Raw genomic sequence first — 15,058 nt, forward strand, 5'->3', positions numbered from 1 at the left:
GATCAACCGGCCGATACGAGTTCGCCACCACCCAATCCTCGAACCCCCAACCCACCAGAACCACCAGCGCCACGCCCCATTCCGCAACAGGCTCTGTAGAGGGTCAGGGGCGAAATGAAGTGCTATCGGCTGGGCGAGCGGGCGGGGGTGGGGGTTTCGGTGCGGAAGGAGTGGCCTCGTTCGGGGCCCAGGCCGAAGTAGTGGCGGAAGTTGTAGATGAGGGGCGACCAGGCGGCTGGGTTGACGTGCGAGGTGCCGGGTACGACGACGTCGGCGTGGGCGTGCACCCGCAGTACCCGGGCCTGAGCGATCAGGAAGTTGCCCTTGGCATCGAGTTCGGCGGCGTCGACCACGGCTTCGAACTGGAGCGGGCATTCGAGGACCCGCGGCGGACCAACCAGCTCAGACGCAACGGGTGTCAGACCGGCAGCGCCGAACTTGTCCCGCTCATGACGGAAGCGGGCCTGCTTGTGCGCCGGCACCGGATCGGCCGCCGTCAGTGGCGCGAGGCGTTCGACGGATTCCCAGAGCGCGGGCGGCGGGTAGTTGATGACGAGCTCCGGCCGCTCGCGCAGGTTGATCGCGGTCTGGCCTTCAGTACCGAGTCCGAGCACGACCACATCACCGAGCGCCCACGCCGAGGACATCGGTGCGAGGTTGGTGGTGCCGTCTTCGTTCTCGGTGCTGAGCAGTGCGACCGGCGTTCCGACGTACAGGATGGACGGTTCGATCGTCAGATGTGTCACACCGATCGAGGGTAGGTACGGGACGATTCGGCCGCTGCCTAACCGTGACGGCGGCATCATGGAGGCATGACTGCCGAGGGCGAGGAGCTGGCCGGCTGGGCGCGGATGCTGGCGGACGGGACGCGGGCGACCGTGTGCCTGGCGCTGCTCGACGGCCGGGACTGGACCGCATCGGAGCTCGCCAAACTCGCCAAGGTCTCCCGCCCGACCATCAGCGAACACTTGAATGTCCTGGTCGACGGCGGCCTGCTCACCGAGGTACGTCAGGGCCGTCACCGCTACGTGAAGCTCGCCGGCCCTGACACCGCCGAACTCATCGAGAACCTCGCCGCACTCGCGCCGCCGCAACGCGCCCAGCTCGAGAACACCCTTGCCGCACACAGCCGACGAGACGCCTTCGCGAGAGCGCGCACCTGCTACGACCACCTGGCCGGAAAGCTCGGCGTCACGATCGCCGACGCGATGACCGAGCGCGGCCTGGTCGACTGGTCCGACGGGATCACGTTGACCGCGAAAGGCCATGTCTGGCTGGAAAATCTCGGCATCGAGCTTCCGGTACGGCGAGGTCGGCCGGCTGTCCGTGCCTGCCTGGACGTGACCGAACGACGACCGCATCTTGGGGGTACGGTCGGTGCGGCGTTGTGTACTCACGCGCTGCAACAGGGCTGGGTGAAGCACATCCCCGGCGGCCGCGCGCTCAAGGTCGACGGGGCGGTCGAGGGTTTCGGATTCTGAGAAGGAACGGCGGGAACACGCTTTCAACAGGCGCCGCGACCGAATTGCACCTAGCCTTCGGGCCATGACTGAGTTCGAGCCCGGCACCGAGTTGGTGTCCCGACTCCCTCTGCCCAGCCATGTCGTCGTGCTCGTGGACGGCACCTGGTACCGCGGTTGGCTGATCGGCCGCGACCACGAGGAGTCGGGATGGACCGCCCTGGTGCAGTACGAGGGCGACGACGGCAGCGAGCGGACGGAACGCCTCCCGGCAGACCGGATCGCACTGCCGGCGTCGGACGGCCCGACTGAGAAGGCGTCGTAGCAGAGACGCCGAAACAGGCGCCGGAGGAGGGCGCCGGAGAGATCGTTCCAGGGAGGGAACGCAGCGCGAAGGCCCCCGGTGGGTGATGAATCCACCGGGGGCCTTCGCACGTAACGCACCAGCCGGCGCCTCAGAAGCATCGAGAAACCCGCCCCAGATCCTTCGGGCGGATCGACCTGGGACGGGAATCTCAGTGGCGTTACACACGGTGTATCGGCGGTGACGGCGCGAGTGTTACAGATTCGGCAGAACTTTCCGCCAGGTGGATCACAGCGCCGCGTCGATCCAGGAGTCGATACAGGAGTCGATACAGGACAAGACCAGAACGCCAACCCTGTGGAGGAAACAAGCCCTGGGCAGGAGGCGACCCCGGCGCACGTCCCTGAACACCGGGGTCTGAACCAACGACCTCTCGAGCGACCGCGGTTCTTGCTAGGTAGGTGCCCAGGTCAACACTGCCCATGCGTGATCAGAAGCGGACAGCGAGCAACACCCGGCCGGTCTCGGAGCTGCGGATGTCCAGCGCGCTGATCTCGTTGCGCCGCAGTTTGGTGGTCGCCGCCGGTTTCACCGTGGTCCCGGGTGAGGACGTCCAGCTCGCGATCAGTTCGACGTGACCGGACGTGTCGGTCACGTACAGCTCGTACCCGCGGGCGCGTTCGCTCGGCGTCGCGAGTTCGTCGTACCGGCAGCTGATCTCGATCGTCGTACCCCACGGCTCGGGTACCAGCCGCGCGTCCGCGGACAGCTTGCTGGACACGGTCTGCGCCAGGACGACGTAGTCACCCTTCGGTTGGTCGCGGGTCAGCGGGATCATGACCAGCGCGCCGATCACCGCGGCGGCGACGGCGATGCCGGTCGTCAACGCGGCGAAGCGGATCCGCTGCCGGCGCCGGTCGCGCTGCACCGTGCGCGCCAGGTCGGGCAACAGGTTCGGCGGGTCCGGGATGGCCGCCATCGCGCGGTCGGCCGGCAGCGCGGCGAGCACCCCCGGTACGCCGGCCAGCGACGCAACGGCGGCCGAACACTCCGCGCACGCGGACAGATGCTCCTCGTACAGCCGTCGGTCCTTCGCCGACAACGCGCCGAGCAAGTAGGCCGCATCCCAGTCCCGGTACGGGTCACTCACTGGCTCGTCACCCCCTTCTCCTGCAGCGCGAGCTTCAACGCCCGCAGCCCGTAGTGCAACCGCGATTTCACGGTGCCCGACGGAATGTCCAACTCCTCGGCGATGTCGGTGACGGTACGGCGGCCGTAGTACGCACGCACGATCACCTGCCGGTGTTCGTCCGACAACTGCGCCAGCGACTCGGCAACCAGCCATGAATCGAGTACGGCGTTCGCGTGGTCAGCACTCGGATTCTCCGGCAGGTCATCGCTGGCGACCTCCCGGCTCACGCGGGCGCTGCGCCGGTCGTCGATGACCAGGTTCCGGGCGACGGTGAACAGCCAGGCGCGGGCGCCGGCCTCGTCCTCGGTGAGGATGTTCGGACGTCGCCAGGCCCGCAGCAGGGTCTCCTGGACGACGTCCTCGGCCAGCCGGTCGTCACCGGTCAACCGGACGACGAACCGCCACAGGGCAGGAGCGTGCACGTCGTGCAGGTCACGCAGCAGCGTCGCCCGGTCATCGGCCATCGGCGCTCCTGCTCTGTGGAAGGTCGGGTCGAACATCGGGTCGACGCTGGTCACTCTGCCGCTGCGGCCGCCGGTTCTCGCCGGCTCGCGGTGCGCTGCACCGACCAGGCGCCGTTGCCCAGGACAGCGATCAGCAAGAAGGCGAAACAGAACAGTGCCGCCTTCTCGCCACCATTCTGCACAGGCAGCAGAGCATCCGCCTGGTGCACGGTGAAATACGCGTAGGCCATCGACCCGGAGCACAGCAGCGCGGCATACCGCGTCCCGGCCCCGATCATCACCAGTGCGCCGCCGACGCACTGGATCGCCGACGCCCACCAGGACGGCCAGGCGAACAGGTCGGCCTGCTTGCTGCCGAGTACTCCGAACAACGCGGCCGCGCCGTGGGTGGCGAACAGGAACCCCACGACGATCCGGAAAATGCCGATCACTTCCCTCTGATAACGCTCGAGCACCTGCACAGGGCCTCACTCCTCGCGGTGTGGTAGCGGTTGTGCCTGGTTCGAACGATTGAGCGGTCAGCTTGGTTCAACGCTGCGTGACGCGAAGATCACACTCCGAATCGATTGTCTTTCGGATGGCGCCTTGGTAGCCGCGGGCGGCGAGGGTCAGTCCGACACCCCACACGACGTACGCCGGGACCGCGACCCAGAAGAAGCTTTCCGGCAGACCGACGTCGCCGTACGCCGGTTTGCCCTGCACCGCGTTGACGGTCATCTGGATCAGGCCGACGGCGAAGTACGCCGTCATACCGACCCCGATCGTGTACGCCGGAACGAGCAGGAGCCGGTGTGGGAAGTACCGGCCGATCTTGTGAACGAGGAGGAACGGGAGGAGTGTCCCGGCGAGGATGAAGCCACCTTCGAACAGCAGGATCGACAGATTGCTCTCGTACGGCGTCTTGTCGAAGCCGACGACCGCCTGCGCGGCCAGCCGGGTCAGGCAGCCGACTACTGCGAGACAGGCGCCGACGATCGGGACCGCATCCGGCCAGGGTTCGGCGTCGGGCTGATGGCGTTTCGCGAGGCGGGCGAGCAGGACGGCGCCGGTCACCGCGCCGAGCCGGCTGAGCATTCCGAGCGGGTCGAACGGGATGCCGAGACCGGGCAGAACGGCGGCGACCAGATCGAGCAGGATGAACCCGGCCGCCGCGACCCAGCCCGCCGCGAGCACCCACAACAGCCGCGGCCAGATCCGCCCCGGTCCCGGTCGGCGAAGCATGACCAGCGCGGTGAGCAGGCAGCCGGCGACTGCGACCCAGTGCGGGATCAGGAGGTCGTTGCCCGGGAGTTTCCACTCCGGCGCGTGTCCGGTCGCGAACCAGAGCCGCAGACCGCCGTACGCCATCGCCCAGACCAACACTGCTCGTCTCATACGACCAGCCTGGCGAGACGCCGATCGGCACGGATCACCCGCGCGGGGGATCGCCCTCCACCGTCAGCGTGAGCTGTGGAGCTGCTGCAGGATGCGCAGGAACGCCTTGCGATCGGCGGGGGCGAGCGAGTCCAGGACGCTCTGCTCCTGCGCCTGGATCTCCTTGCGCACAGCACGCCGTACCCGACGTCCTTCCGGCGTGATCGCGAGCAGCCGAACGCGACGGTCGGCGGGATCCGGAGTGCGCTCGATCAGCCCGGACTGCTGGAGTTCGTCGAGGGTTCCGATGATGCGGGACTTGTCCGCGCCGATCGCTTCCGCGAGCGCGGCCTGCGTCCGGACCGGGGTGCCGTCGAGCGCGGTGAGCACGGAGTACCCCCACATCGACACGTGGTGTGCGGCGAGCACGGGTTGCTCGAGCGCGATCAGTTCCCGCACCAGCGGGTACAGCATCGCGGCGAGATCAGGACGCTCCGAGACCATGTCCGAAAAGGTAACACTAGCGCAATCATATGCTAGCGCCTACGATATGCACATGCATACTATTGACTACGTGGCCCTGGACGCCGAAGCCGTCCGGGTCAGCATCGACCTCGCCGCCACCGCCACCCCTGCCGATCTGTCCAGGCCGACGCCGTGCCGGGCCTGGACTCTGTACGGGCTGCTCGCCCACATGGCCACGCAGCACTACGGATTCGCCGCCGCCGCTCGCGGCTCCGCCGATCCGGACGCGTGGAAGCTGCGTGACCTGGGCGACGACCCGGTGAAGGCCTACATCGCGTCCGCGGAGCACGTACTGGAGGCGTTCGCGGAGCCCGGCGTCGTGGACCGCACCTTCCCGCTGACCGAGTTCGGTCCGGATGCGGCCTTCCCCGGCGCGCAGGCGATCAGCTTTCACTTCATCGACTACGTCGTCCACAGCTGGGACGTGGCGAAATCACTCGGTACGACGGTGCCGTTCGCGCCGGCCACGCTCGAGGCAGCCGAGGCGGTGGCGCAGGTCGTACCGGTTGGGGACATCCGGCTCGCACCGGGTACGCCGTTCGCGCCGGCCGTCTCCTGGTCCGGAGAGGATCGGCTGGACCGGATCGTGGCGCATCTCGGCCGTACTCCGAGTTGGCCGCAGTGAGTTTGCTGTCGGCAACTAATAACGGAAGGTGATGATTTCGGCGGCGGATGGGTACCAGATCTGCGGAGCGTTCGTCCCGCGGGGAGGGGGATGGTGACTCGGCGTTGGTGGACCGGCCCGGTCGGTGGTGCTGTGTCGCTGGTCGGCAGCACGCGACCGCCGCGCACCCATCGTGGACCGCAACAGGGTCGTGGTCTCGCAGCAGCCGGCTCCGGGGACGAAGGTAGCGCCCGACACCAAGATCACGCTTCGCTCGAAGAAGATCGGCGAGTAATTTCGCGACCGTTGTCGGATCGGCCGCGCGGAGTTCGTCGTACCAGTAGAACCGCGCAGCAGCGAAGATGGGCTGAGCGGTGCCGACAGCGGAGGAGATGATCGTCAGATGCAGTACCTCGTTTCCGTGATCGACGACAAAGAGAACCCGGGCAGCACGGACCGGATGCCGGACATCGACGAGTTCAACGACCGGCTGATCGCCGAGGGCTACTGGGTGTTCGCCGGCGGACTCGCGGCTCCCGAGGCGTCCACGGTGGTCGACAACCGGGGCGAGCAGTCCTTGGTCACCGATGGTCCGTTCGTGGAAACGAAGGAGTACCTGGCCGGCGCCTGGGTGTGGGAGTGCCCGGACCTGGACGTCGCGCTCAAGCTTGCCGCCGAGGCGTCGAAGGTCTGCGACCGCAAGATCGAGGTCCGGCCGTTCCTGTGAGCGACGTCGAGGAAGCGATCACCCAGGCGCATCACGGAGAGTGGGCGCGGGTGGTCGCCTCGCTGACCAGGCGCTTCGGCGATCTCGACATCGCCGAGGAGGCGGCCGCCGAGGCGTTCGCCGCTGCCGTCGAACACTGGCCCGCCGACGGCGTACCGCCCAACCCCGGCGCCTGGCTCACCACCACCGCCAACCGCCGCGCCATCGACCGGATCCGGCGCGAGAGCAAGCGCGACGACAAGCAAAAGGAGGCTCAGATGTGGTACGCCGAACCGCCTGAGCCCCTCGGCGTCATCGACGACGACCGGCTGCGGCTGATCTTCACCTGCTGCCACCCAGCACTGGCGATGGAGACCCGGGTTGCGCTGACGTTGCGGATGGTCGGCGGGCTGACAGTCCCTGAGATCGCGCGCGCCTTCCTCGTGCAGGAAACTGCGATGGGTCAGCGGATCACCCGCGCGAAGGCCAAGATCAAGGCGGCCGGGATTCCGTACCGCGTCCCGTCCGCGGAGGATCTGCCGGCGCGCGTGTCCGGCGTACTCGCGGTGCTTTTCCTGGTCTTCAACGAGGGGTATCTCGCGACCGGTCCGGATTCGGATCCCGTGCGGCACGAGTTGACCTCGGAGGCTATCCGGCTCACGCGGTTGATCCGTGCGCTGCTTCCGGACGACGGTGAGGTGGCGGGGCTGCTGGCGTTGATGCTGCTGATCGAGGCCCGCCGTACCGCACGGGTCTCGGCCACCGGCGAGCTCGTGCCTCTTGACGAGCAGGATCGTGGCGCCTGGGACACCACACTCATTGCCGAGGGCCACCAGTTGGTGCGATCCCGGATCGCGACCGGGATTCCTCCCGGCCGCTACCAGATCCTTGCCGCGATCAACGCCGTACACACCTCAGCGCGGGACATTCGGGACACCGACTGGTCGCAGGTGCTTGCCTTGTACAACCAACTGGTGTTGATCGATCGGTCGCCGATCGTCGAGCTCAACCGGGCGATCGCCGTCGCCGAGCTGGACGGTCCGGACGTGGCGCTCGGGATCGTGGATCGCCTGGCCGGCCAACTGTCCGGGTATCACGCGTACCACGCGGCTCGTGCCGATCTGCTGCGGCGAGTGGGGCGGAGTCAGCAGGCGCGGGAGGCGTACGACCGGGCGATCGAGCTGGCCGGGAACACTGGTGAGATCGCGTATCTCCGTCGCCGCCGGGACCAGTTGGGCTAGGGCATCAGGTCCGGAGTTCGTTGCCTGGGTCATCGATCGAGAGGCTGTGCCAGATGTCGTACGACACGGCCGCGGCGCCGTCCGCGTCGCCGCCTTCCATCAGGTCGATGAGCTTCTCGTGGCGACCGACCGACGCGCGCCCGTCGACGCCGAACCGCATCCGCTCCGCGCGCCGGATCAGCGGGTCGTAGCGCTCGATCACCGACTCGAGCGCCTGGTTGCCCAGAACCTTGACCGGCACGCCGTGCAGTTCCTCGTCCGCGGCAAGGGCGGTGCTGACATCGCCCTTCTCCACCGCCTCGGCGAACCGGCGGTTGGCGTCCCGCATCTCCTTGACGTCCTCCGGTGCGAGGCGGCCCGTCACCTCCCGTACGGCGAGTTCGTGCATCGCGGCGACGACATCACGCGCGTCCTTGACCGCCTGAACGTCGATGGTGCTCACCGTCGTCGAACGCCCCGGCAGCGCCACCACCAGCCCGCTGGCTCCGAGGCGCAGCAGCGCCTCGCGCACCGGCGTACGGCTGACACCCAGCCAGGCCGCGAGCTCGTTGTCCTTGAGCTGCTCACCCGGCCGGAAGGTCCCGTCGACGATGGCGTCCCGAAGGCGTCGGTAGACGTCGTCGCGCAGCAGGGTGCGGTCTACGGTCGGTGAGTTCCGGGGAATCGGCACACCAACATATTGCACCCTGCTCTCTGCGGGCTGTTGCACGGGCTGCGCGCTCCGATATATTGCATATCGGAGGCGGTTGCCAGGGCCCCTGCAGCTCCCGTTCCGGGAACACCCGGCGGCCGAGGGAGGACCACATCATGAGCATCAAGAACGTCGTACTCGTGCACGGCGCGTTCGCGGACGGCTCCGGCTGGCGCAACGTGTACGACGACCTCACGGCCCGCGGGTACCGCGTGACGATCGTGCAGAACCCGCTGACTTCCCTCGCGGACGACGTCGCCGCGACCACCCGAATCCTCGAGCAGCAGGACGGCCCGACGGTCCTCGTCGGACACTCGTGGGGCGGCACCGTCATCACCGAGGCCGGCAACCACCCGAAGGTCGCCGCGCTCGTCTACGTGTCGGCGTTGGCACCTGACTCCGGCGAGAACACCGCGAAGCAGTACGAAGGCTTCGCCGAAACGCCCGACTTCGTGATCGACGTCGGCGAGGACGGGTACGGGTTCCTCAACCGCGAGAAGTTCAAGGTTGGTTTCGCCCACGATCTCAACGACGCCGACGCCGCCTTCCTGCGCGACACGCAGGTCCCGATCAACATGGCCGTCTTCGAAACCCCGGTCACCCACGCCGCCTGGCACGACAAGCCCGCCTGGGCCGTCATCGCCACCGAAGACAAGTCCTTCGACCAGGCCATGCTCCAGCACATGGCCAAGCGCGCCAACGCCAAGATCACGAACGTCTCCGGCAGCCACGCCCTCTTCATCACCCAGTCCAAGACCGTCGCCGACACCATCGCCGAAGCCGCCGAAAGCGCGTAACAACCCGCTTGCCGTCCCAGCGCCGGGCGTCGCAGCTGAGACGGTTCCTGATCACGTAGCAACGCACCCAGCCCGACGCCGAGCAATGCGAAGAAGGTCACCGCGGCGATCACCCCATCGCGGTGGCGGGGATTCCGTTGCCGGTACCTGCCGCGGTACCGAACAGCAGTCGCTGTCGTGCCGCCGTCGCCAGCGGCGGCGCGAGCGTCGCGGGATCGTCGTTGAACGCGATGTTCAGGCTCGCGAACAGCGCCGTCAGTCCTATTGTGGCCAGCAGCAACCACATCCAGAGCCGAGTCGACCACAACTTGGCGAACTCGCCGGAAATCAACCGCGCCATCACGCACCTACCCGCGCATCGGCCGTGAGCTTGAAGAACAGCTCTTCCAGATCACTGTCGCGCTGCGCCAGCCACTCCAGCTCGACCCCGGCGGTGAACGCGACTCGGCCCACCGCCGCCGCGTCGACTCCTTCGACGAGCAGTACGCCGTTGTCCGCAGCTGTCACGCTGACGTCGTACTGGTCGGTCAACGCCGCGCGCAGTTGGTCGCCGTACCGGGTGCGTACCTCGACCACCGCTGCATGACGGTTCGCAAGCTCGGCCACTGGTCCCTGGTACAGCAGGCGCCCGCCGCCGATGATCACCACGTGATCGACAAGCTGCTGCATCTCGGTCAGCACGTGGCTGGAGATCAGAACGGTCCTGCCCTCGTCCGCGAGGCGACGAAGCAGTTGACGAAGCCAGACGATTCCCTCGGGATCGAGCCCGTTCGCAGGTTCGTCGAGCACCAGCACCTGTGGATCACCCAGCATCGCGACCGCGAGCGCAAGACGCTGACGCATGCCCAACGAGTACCCGCCGATGCGTCGTCGACCGGCAGCCGTCAAACCGACCATCTCGAGTACGGCATCGACTCGTTGGTGTGCGAAACCGTTCACGCGGGCGTAGATCTGCAGGTGGGCGCGACCAGTCCGACCGGGATGAAACCCGGACGCATCCAGCGCCGCACCGACGACCGACGCCGGCGCGGCGATGTCGGAGTAGGCGACCCCGCCGATCGTGGTCTCGCCCCCGTCCGGCCGGATCAGGCCCAGCGCCATCCGCAACGTCGTCGTCTTTCCTGCACCGTTCGGCCCAAGGAAGCCAGTCACTGTTCCCCGGGCGACGGTGAAGGTCAGATCATCGACAGCCCGGACCGACCCGAACGACTTCGACAACCCGCGTACCTCGATCCCGGCGCTCATGACGACTACGATGAAGTGTTAACAGCAAAGTGTCAACAGAGCTGTAAACACCTCGAGAGGACGAGACCCACGATGGCGAACCCATCCGAGGGCAAGCTGCTCAAGCGGCCCGAGCGCCGCCGGCTGCTCATCCAAGCCGCCGCGCGCGCCTTCGCCCGCAGCGGATTCGCCGCGACGAACCTGGACGACGTCGCCACAGAAGCCGGCGTCAGCCGGGTCCTGATCTATCGGCACTTCGACTCCAAGACACAGCTCTACGAGGCGGTCCTCGCCGAGATCAGCGATGAACTCCGCGTCGCGACCGGACACCCGGACCACCTCACGGCGAACGGCCTGCAGGCGCTCGTCTCGGTTGCCCGGAACAACCCCGACGGTTTCCGGCTGTTCTTCCGCCAGTCCGGACAAGAACCCGAGTTCCGACGCCACGCGGACGAGCTCCGCGACGCCATGAAGTCCACGGCCGCGCCGTACCTGAAGGAAGCCATCAAGGACCCGGCGCGACTACGCTGGGCAGCCGACCTCATCCCCACCATCGCGATCGAGGCCGTCATCGCCTGGCTTGACGCCGGCACACCCGCACCGGACACCGCCGCAGACACCATCACAGAGGTGATCGGCGCAGCCGTGACCGCCATCGCCGCCGACCCATCGCGAGGTTGACCGCGATGTCGAAGCCTGCGCGTCGTCCTGATGTTTTGGACTCGATGCGACCAGTTGCGATCTCGGCGGCGCGCCGTTCGTCTTCATGACGACAGGCGTTCCCTGCCACCTCAGAGGTCACCGTCCTCGCCCCTCCCCGAGCCTGGGCGATCCACGGCACCCACAGCCCGATCAGGTCTCGAGTGAACGTCACAGTCGAACCGCTCCGCGACTCCACCTCGAGCAAAGTGACCATCAACCTGGACTTCGATGGCCACGGCATCGGCAAGCTCCTCGTCCCGCTCCTGGTCCACCCTCAGTCACGCAGAGAGATTCGGAAACGAGAGCAGTGCGACAGGAGCCGATACGTCGCTCAGCACCGCGCCGCCAGCTGGCTGTGCGGTGGCGCCGATCCCCTCAGACGGGCCTACATCGGTCACTCTACGTATTGGCAGAATTGGTGCAGGCCCGACGGTCGCGGCCGACGCGCCGATCTGCGTCTGACCTGCGGAAACTGGTAGGCCCCGTGGGACTCGAACCCACAACCCGCGGATTGGGTATCCACGTCTGGCATCGACGTCCGCTGGTCGCCGACTCTGCCGTCTGACCTGGGAACTCTCACACAGTGTGATTGCCGTCGCTTGCCATCATCTCGCGGCGTTGTGCGTCCAAAGTGGTGGCGAAAGAGGTGGCTCAGAGCACCTACATGCCGTGTCGGCCGTCAGGCGCTGCTCGGCGACGCGAGCTTGTAAGGAGAACTGCGGTCCCGGCGGCGGCGCCGACCATTCCCATGCAGAGGTAGCCGTATCGGCTCCAGAAGTCGGGCTCCCAACCGGCTTCGCGCGCGAAGACTTCATCGCCGTTGTAGGCGTACTGGATGTCGATGCTCTGTCCCTTGCTTCGCCGAGGAACCAGGTACTTCTCGATCGTCGTCTCAACGTGCTCGCCACGCGAGGTCGTGAACGAGACTGTCAGTGGTTGTCCGCGGTCGATAATGGGCACGGGCTCGTCGACAACGACGCCAGTCACGACCGGTGCGTCCGCAAGGAGATCGTCCTCGTCCCGATCAAAAATGGTGATCCAGATACCCAACGGCAGCAGAGCGAGCAACACGAGTCCCACACGCATTGCCTCGCCGGATGGGCGTCCAAGCCGTATGCGCCGCCGGTGCTGTCCCATGCGACACATTGTGCGTCCTACTCCGCAACTGCGCGCACTTGACGCTTACGTGTCAACCGCACGAACAGACCTCCCGCATCGCCCCGATAGCTGCCGCCCTTAGGTGCGGTGCGGTGCGGGTCAAGGTCGAGCTTGCGAGTGGGAGCGGAGCGACCTTGCCTTGACGCGTGCCGTGCCGTGCCGTCCCCTCCATGATTGCTGTCGGGGCGATGCGGGAACCCACAGGCGAACTCGCGCGTGGGCCAGCAGGAGAAGGTGAGTGGCCGGCCGTTTCGGCGAGTGTTGCACCGGCAGGTTGTCGGGCGTTGTTGGCGAGTTCTTGCTGTCTTCGACCTGGCACCCTTTGGCACGTGCGCGCCAAGCCAAGGGACGCGCCCAGAGCGGAGCGCTAGCGGAGTGGCGGGCAGGCGGCCCGCCCTGTGGTGGCGGCGCGCATTCGGGCCCCTGGAGGGGCCCGTCTTGAAGACGTAGAGAAACTTGTCAGGTGGCGTTCGGGCACGCGGATCTGTTGGTGTTTCACAACTCGGACTCATGGAGCGGGCAGTTAGAACGGCGGTTCCTCAAGGGATCCGGGTAGCCAGTCGTCCGTGTCGCCGAACGGTGGTTGGCCGTCCAACTCCTGAGTACTCTGCTCGAATTCAAGGGCCTTCTCGGCCGCGTCGAAGAGGTTCTTGTAGGTCACAACTTCGATCCGCGATAGATGGGCGTTGTACGACCGAACGGTCTGATCGATCAGGTGTTCTGGCACCTCAGGCACGTGGTGCGGATGCCCAATGACTACAGTCGCGAATACCCTGCGGAAGTCGTACTGCTCCCCGAGATCACTCTCGTAGATCTTCGATAATCCCATCCCTTGCTCGTCGAGACTGCGTAGGTAGTTCATCGCCTGGGCCGTGGCTTCATGAACGTCATTGCCAACGATCCAGTGGTTTCGGTGCCGCTTGACGAGCTTGGGGATCACTGGTCCCTTGAGTTCGACGACATGCAGCGTCCCATCGGCCCCTAACAGCGGAATGTCGTGTTGATCGAGCGCCGTCAGGTTTCGACGGTCGGCGATACCCGAGTAGCGGCCTCCAAATAGCCAGTACGCCTCGCCGATGAGTTTCTGCATGGACGTCTCGGTGGCAGTGGGCGACAAGGCTGCCGTCTGCAGTTCGGCAACGAGCTGTCGCCGCCTCGCCAAAACGGCGATCTCGGACGCCGCCCGCCCCTCATCGGTGCTAGCCAGCAGTTCGAGCACGGACGGCAGGTCACTGTGGGCACGAAGCGCCGCCGCTAGCTGATCAACGTTCACGGAGTCCGCAAACAAGTCGATTAGTCCGGCGGTGGGGTCTTGCGAGTCAACAACCCGGTAGCGTCCTGTCTCCGACACCTGGGACGACAGAAATGCGATCAGCTTCGGGATCTCCTCGTTTTCACATGTCCATGAGGACTCGGGATTATCGAAGTCATACCCGGGATCGTTCCGGCGCTTGCGGTAGGTCGAGAACCGCAACTCCTGGCGCTTGACCTCACCAGTTGCTCTGTCGCCGTAGTTGAAAGCACGTACGGTCTTGCAGACGAGTGGGCCGACTTTGATCGTCGCCCCCTGTCCCCCCATCTGCCCTGGCCCGACTGGCTCATTTGCGACCCAGATCTTGAACTCGTCGTCGCCGTTCACGGCGCTACTCCCCTTCCCCCACGGTGTTCTATCCCCTTCAGGAAGGGTTGCAGTAGTGACACAGAGTCGCTACCCGAATGGGTGTGTCCTTGATAGATGACATCGGGCGGGGTGAAGGATCGATGCGTTCGGAGGTGTGCTAGAACAGTAACCGTGGAACTGCTGCATCGGGGCAAGGTTCGGGATGTGTACAGCGATCGCCCGGGGGAGGTGATCCTAGTTGCGACTGATCGCGTGTCGGTCTATGACGTGGTGCTGCCGACACCGATCCCTGACAAGGGGAAGTTGCTGACGTCGCTGTCGCTTTGGTGGTTCGAGCAGTTGGCGGACGTGATGCCGAACCACGTCATCTCAGCGACCGATGTGCCGGCCGAATTCGAGGGCCGCGCTGTGCGGTGCCAGCAGGTCGACATCGTGCAGGTGGAATGCATCGCCCGCGGCTACTTGGCTGGCCTCGGTTGGGATGCCTATCGGGAGACCGGGAAGATCTCGGGCGTCGAGATCAAGCCTGGATTGCTCGAAGGCGACAAGCTCCCGGAGCCGGTGTTCACACCGACGACCAAGACTGCCCCTGAGGACGGGCACGACGAGCCGATGACCTTCGACGAGGTCTCGGAGGCCGTTGGGGCGGAGCTCGCAGAAACTCTGAAGGAGAAGACGCTAGAGCTCTTCAAGCGCGCTACGGCGATCACCGATGGTCGTGGTGTGCACCTCGCGGACACGAAGTTTGAGTTCGGACTCGCCAAGGACGGGACCTTGGTCCTGGCGGACGAGGTTCTGACCTCGGATTCCTCGAGGTACTGGCGTGACGAGGACTGGAAGCCTGGACAGCGGCAGATCTCGTACGACAAGCAGTTCGTACGCGACTGGGCTCGCGATCTGGGCACGTGGGACAAGACTCCCCCCGGACCGGAGATCCCCCAAGCGGTCGTTGATGAGACGCGGGCCCGCTACGTTGCCATGTACGAACGCATCACCGGTCTGAAGTGGGATTGACG

Annotated in this window: 20 protein-coding genes and 1 tRNA gene; 9 read left to right on the top strand and 12 right to left on the bottom strand. The window is 66.3% G+C overall.

The features are described 5' to 3' along the window. Positions 1-122: 122 nt before the first annotated feature. Positions 123-746: a flavin reductase family protein gene (locus AB0B82_RS12345; RefSeq protein ID WP_360165782.1), complete on the bottom strand. Its 624-nt coding sequence runs from the start codon at positions 744-746 to the stop codon at positions 123-125. A gap of 66 nt (positions 747-812) precedes the next feature. Between AB0B82_RS12345 and AB0B82_RS12350 the strand changes: the two genes are divergently transcribed. Then, on the top strand, positions 813-1,481 hold the full coding sequence (locus AB0B82_RS12350) for a helix-turn-helix domain-containing protein (protein WP_360165785.1): 669 nt from the start codon (positions 813-815) through the stop codon (positions 1,479-1,481). A 64-nt stretch (positions 1,482-1,545) separates the two neighbouring features. Next, complete coding sequence (locus AB0B82_RS12355) at positions 1,546-1,785, top strand: hypothetical protein (RefSeq protein ID WP_360165787.1); 240 nt, start codon at positions 1,546-1,548, stop codon at positions 1,783-1,785. A gap of 469 nt (positions 1,786-2,254) precedes the next feature. Here the strand turns inward: AB0B82_RS12355 and AB0B82_RS12360 are convergent, their stop codons facing one another. The 5 genes from AB0B82_RS12360 to AB0B82_RS12380 form a co-directional block, all read right to left on the bottom strand. Continuing rightward, positions 2,255-2,914, bottom strand: a complete 660-nt coding sequence (locus AB0B82_RS12360) for a zf-HC2 domain-containing protein (protein ID WP_360165790.1) — start codon at positions 2,912-2,914, stop codon at positions 2,255-2,257. After that, complete coding sequence (locus AB0B82_RS12365; RefSeq protein WP_360165792.1) at positions 2,911-3,420, bottom strand: sigma-70 family RNA polymerase sigma factor; 510 nt, start codon at positions 3,418-3,420, stop codon at positions 2,911-2,913. Before AB0B82_RS12365 ends, AB0B82_RS12360 begins: the two co-directional genes overlap by 4 nt. 50 nt (positions 3,421-3,470) lie before the next feature. Further along, complete coding sequence (locus AB0B82_RS12370) at positions 3,471-3,851, bottom strand: DoxX family protein (protein ID WP_360165795.1); 381 nt, start codon at positions 3,849-3,851, stop codon at positions 3,471-3,473. A gap of 97 nt (positions 3,852-3,948) precedes the next feature. Then, on the bottom strand, positions 3,949-4,794 hold the full coding sequence (locus tag AB0B82_RS12375) for a hypothetical protein (protein WP_360165798.1): 846 nt from the start codon (positions 4,792-4,794) through the stop codon (positions 3,949-3,951). 63 nt (positions 4,795-4,857) lie between these two features. Further along, the gene (locus AB0B82_RS12380; protein ID WP_360165800.1) at positions 4,858-5,277 is read right to left on the bottom strand and encodes a MarR family transcriptional regulator; all 420 of its coding nucleotides are present in this window, start codon (positions 5,275-5,277) and stop codon (positions 4,858-4,860) included. 52 nt (positions 5,278-5,329) lie between these two features. Between AB0B82_RS12380 and AB0B82_RS12385 the strand changes: the two genes are divergently transcribed. The 4 genes from AB0B82_RS12385 (at position 5,330) to AB0B82_RS12400 (ending at position 7,849) form a co-directional block, all read left to right on the top strand. Next, positions 5,330-5,923, top strand: coding sequence for a TIGR03086 family metal-binding protein (locus tag AB0B82_RS12385; RefSeq protein WP_360165803.1), 594 nt, complete (start codon positions 5,330-5,332; stop codon positions 5,921-5,923). Positions 5,924-6,095: 172 nt separating this feature from the next. Further along, on the top strand, positions 6,096-6,197 hold the full coding sequence (locus AB0B82_RS12390) for a PASTA domain-containing protein (protein WP_360165806.1): 102 nt from the start codon (positions 6,096-6,098) through the stop codon (positions 6,195-6,197). Positions 6,198-6,305: 108 nt separating this feature from the next. Beyond that, positions 6,306-6,629, top strand: coding sequence for a YciI family protein (locus tag AB0B82_RS12395; protein ID WP_360165809.1), 324 nt, complete (start codon positions 6,306-6,308; stop codon positions 6,627-6,629). Continuing rightward, entirely contained in the window at positions 6,626-7,849 is a 1,224-nt protein-coding gene (locus AB0B82_RS12400) for a DUF6596 domain-containing protein (RefSeq protein WP_360165812.1), read from the top strand. Before AB0B82_RS12395 ends, AB0B82_RS12400 begins: the two co-directional genes overlap by 4 nt. Positions 7,850-7,853: 4 nt before the next feature. Here AB0B82_RS12400 and AB0B82_RS12405 read toward each other — a convergent pair whose 3' ends face one another. Next, positions 7,854-8,519 carry a GntR family transcriptional regulator gene (locus tag AB0B82_RS12405; protein WP_360165815.1) on the bottom strand — a complete coding sequence of 222 codons (666 nt, stop codon included), beginning with the start codon at positions 8,517-8,519 and terminating at the stop codon, positions 7,854-7,856. A gap of 137 nt (positions 8,520-8,656) precedes the next feature. On the opposite strand from AB0B82_RS12405, the gene AB0B82_RS12410 reads away from it, so the two are divergent. After that, entirely contained in the window at positions 8,657-9,337 is a 681-nt protein-coding gene (locus AB0B82_RS12410) for an alpha/beta hydrolase (protein WP_360165818.1), read from the top strand. Between the two features lie 109 nt (positions 9,338-9,446). Here AB0B82_RS12410 and AB0B82_RS12415 read toward each other — a convergent pair whose 3' ends face one another. Continuing rightward, positions 9,447-9,677, bottom strand: a complete 231-nt coding sequence (locus AB0B82_RS12415) for a hypothetical protein (protein ID WP_360165821.1) — start codon at positions 9,675-9,677, stop codon at positions 9,447-9,449. Beyond that, entirely contained in the window at positions 9,677-10,582 is a 906-nt protein-coding gene (locus AB0B82_RS12420; protein WP_360165824.1) for an ABC transporter ATP-binding protein, read from the bottom strand. Before AB0B82_RS12420 ends, AB0B82_RS12415 begins: the two co-directional genes overlap by 1 nt. Before the next feature lie 72 nt (positions 10,583-10,654). Here AB0B82_RS12420 and AB0B82_RS12425 point away from each other — a divergent pair, with 72 nt between their 5' ends. Next, on the top strand, positions 10,655-11,242 hold the full coding sequence (locus tag AB0B82_RS12425; RefSeq protein WP_360165827.1) for a TetR/AcrR family transcriptional regulator: 588 nt from the start codon (positions 10,655-10,657) through the stop codon (positions 11,240-11,242). A 494-nt stretch (positions 11,243-11,736) separates the two neighbouring features. On the opposite strand, the gene AB0B82_RS12430 is transcribed toward AB0B82_RS12425, so the two are convergent. The 3 genes from AB0B82_RS12430 to AB0B82_RS12440 form a co-directional block, all read right to left on the bottom strand. Then, positions 11,737-11,838 (bottom strand) — tRNA-OTHER (locus AB0B82_RS12430). A gap of 85 nt (positions 11,839-11,923) precedes the next feature. Next, positions 11,924-12,400: a hypothetical protein gene (locus AB0B82_RS12435; protein ID WP_360165830.1), complete on the bottom strand. Its 477-nt coding sequence runs from the start codon at positions 12,398-12,400 to the stop codon at positions 11,924-11,926. A gap of 544 nt (positions 12,401-12,944) precedes the next feature. Then, positions 12,945-14,060 (bottom strand): Shedu anti-phage system protein SduA domain-containing protein, encoded by a 1,116-nt coding sequence (locus AB0B82_RS12440; protein WP_360165833.1) that lies wholly within the window; start codon positions 14,058-14,060, stop codon positions 12,945-12,947. A gap of 153 nt (positions 14,061-14,213) precedes the next feature. Here AB0B82_RS12440 and AB0B82_RS12445 point away from each other — a divergent pair, with 153 nt between their 5' ends. After that, the gene (locus AB0B82_RS12445; RefSeq protein ID WP_360165836.1) at positions 14,214-15,056 is read left to right on the top strand and encodes a phosphoribosylaminoimidazolesuccinocarboxamide synthase; all 843 of its coding nucleotides are present in this window, start codon (positions 14,214-14,216) and stop codon (positions 15,054-15,056) included. The last annotated feature ends 2 nt before the right edge of the window (positions 15,057-15,058 follow it).

Source organism: Kribbella sp. NPDC048915 (assembly GCF_040649595.1).
Taxonomy (GTDB): domain Bacteria; phylum Actinomycetota; class Actinomycetes; order Propionibacteriales; family Kribbellaceae; genus Kribbella.

Excerpts from the sequence above, each read along its gene's own strand:
- AB0B82_RS12350 (WP_360165785.1), top strand. The coding sequence starts at position 813 with ATGACTGCCGAGGGCGAGGAGCTGGCCGGCTGGGCGCGGATGCTGGCG.
- AB0B82_RS12355 (WP_360165787.1), top strand. The coding sequence starts at position 1,546 with ATGACTGAGTTCGAGCCCGGCACCGAGTTGGTGTCCCGACTCCCTCTG.
- AB0B82_RS12365 (WP_360165792.1), bottom strand. The coding sequence starts at position 3,420 with ATGGCCGATGACCGGGCGACGCTGCTGCGTGACCTGCACGACGTGCAC.
- AB0B82_RS12375 (WP_360165798.1), bottom strand. The coding sequence starts at position 4,794 with ATGAGACGAGCAGTGTTGGTCTGGGCGATGGCGTACGGCGGTCTGCGG.
- AB0B82_RS12380 (WP_360165800.1), bottom strand. The coding sequence starts at position 5,277 with ATGGTCTCGGAGCGTCCTGATCTCGCCGCGATGCTGTACCCGCTGGTG.
- AB0B82_RS12385 (WP_360165803.1), top strand. The coding sequence starts at position 5,330 with ATGCATACTATTGACTACGTGGCCCTGGACGCCGAAGCCGTCCGGGTC.
- AB0B82_RS12395 (WP_360165809.1), top strand. The coding sequence starts at position 6,306 with ATGCAGTACCTCGTTTCCGTGATCGACGACAAAGAGAACCCGGGCAGC.
- AB0B82_RS12410 (WP_360165818.1), top strand. The coding sequence starts at position 8,657 with ATGAGCATCAAGAACGTCGTACTCGTGCACGGCGCGTTCGCGGACGGC.
- AB0B82_RS12415 (WP_360165821.1), bottom strand. The coding sequence starts at position 9,677 with ATGGCGCGGTTGATTTCCGGCGAGTTCGCCAAGTTGTGGTCGACTCGG.
- AB0B82_RS12420 (WP_360165824.1), bottom strand. The coding sequence starts at position 10,582 with ATGAGCGCCGGGATCGAGGTACGCGGGTTGTCGAAGTCGTTCGGGTCG.
- AB0B82_RS12425 (WP_360165827.1), top strand. The coding sequence starts at position 10,655 with ATGGCGAACCCATCCGAGGGCAAGCTGCTCAAGCGGCCCGAGCGCCGC.
- AB0B82_RS12435 (WP_360165830.1), bottom strand. The coding sequence starts at position 12,400 with ATGGGACAGCACCGGCGGCGCATACGGCTTGGACGCCCATCCGGCGAG.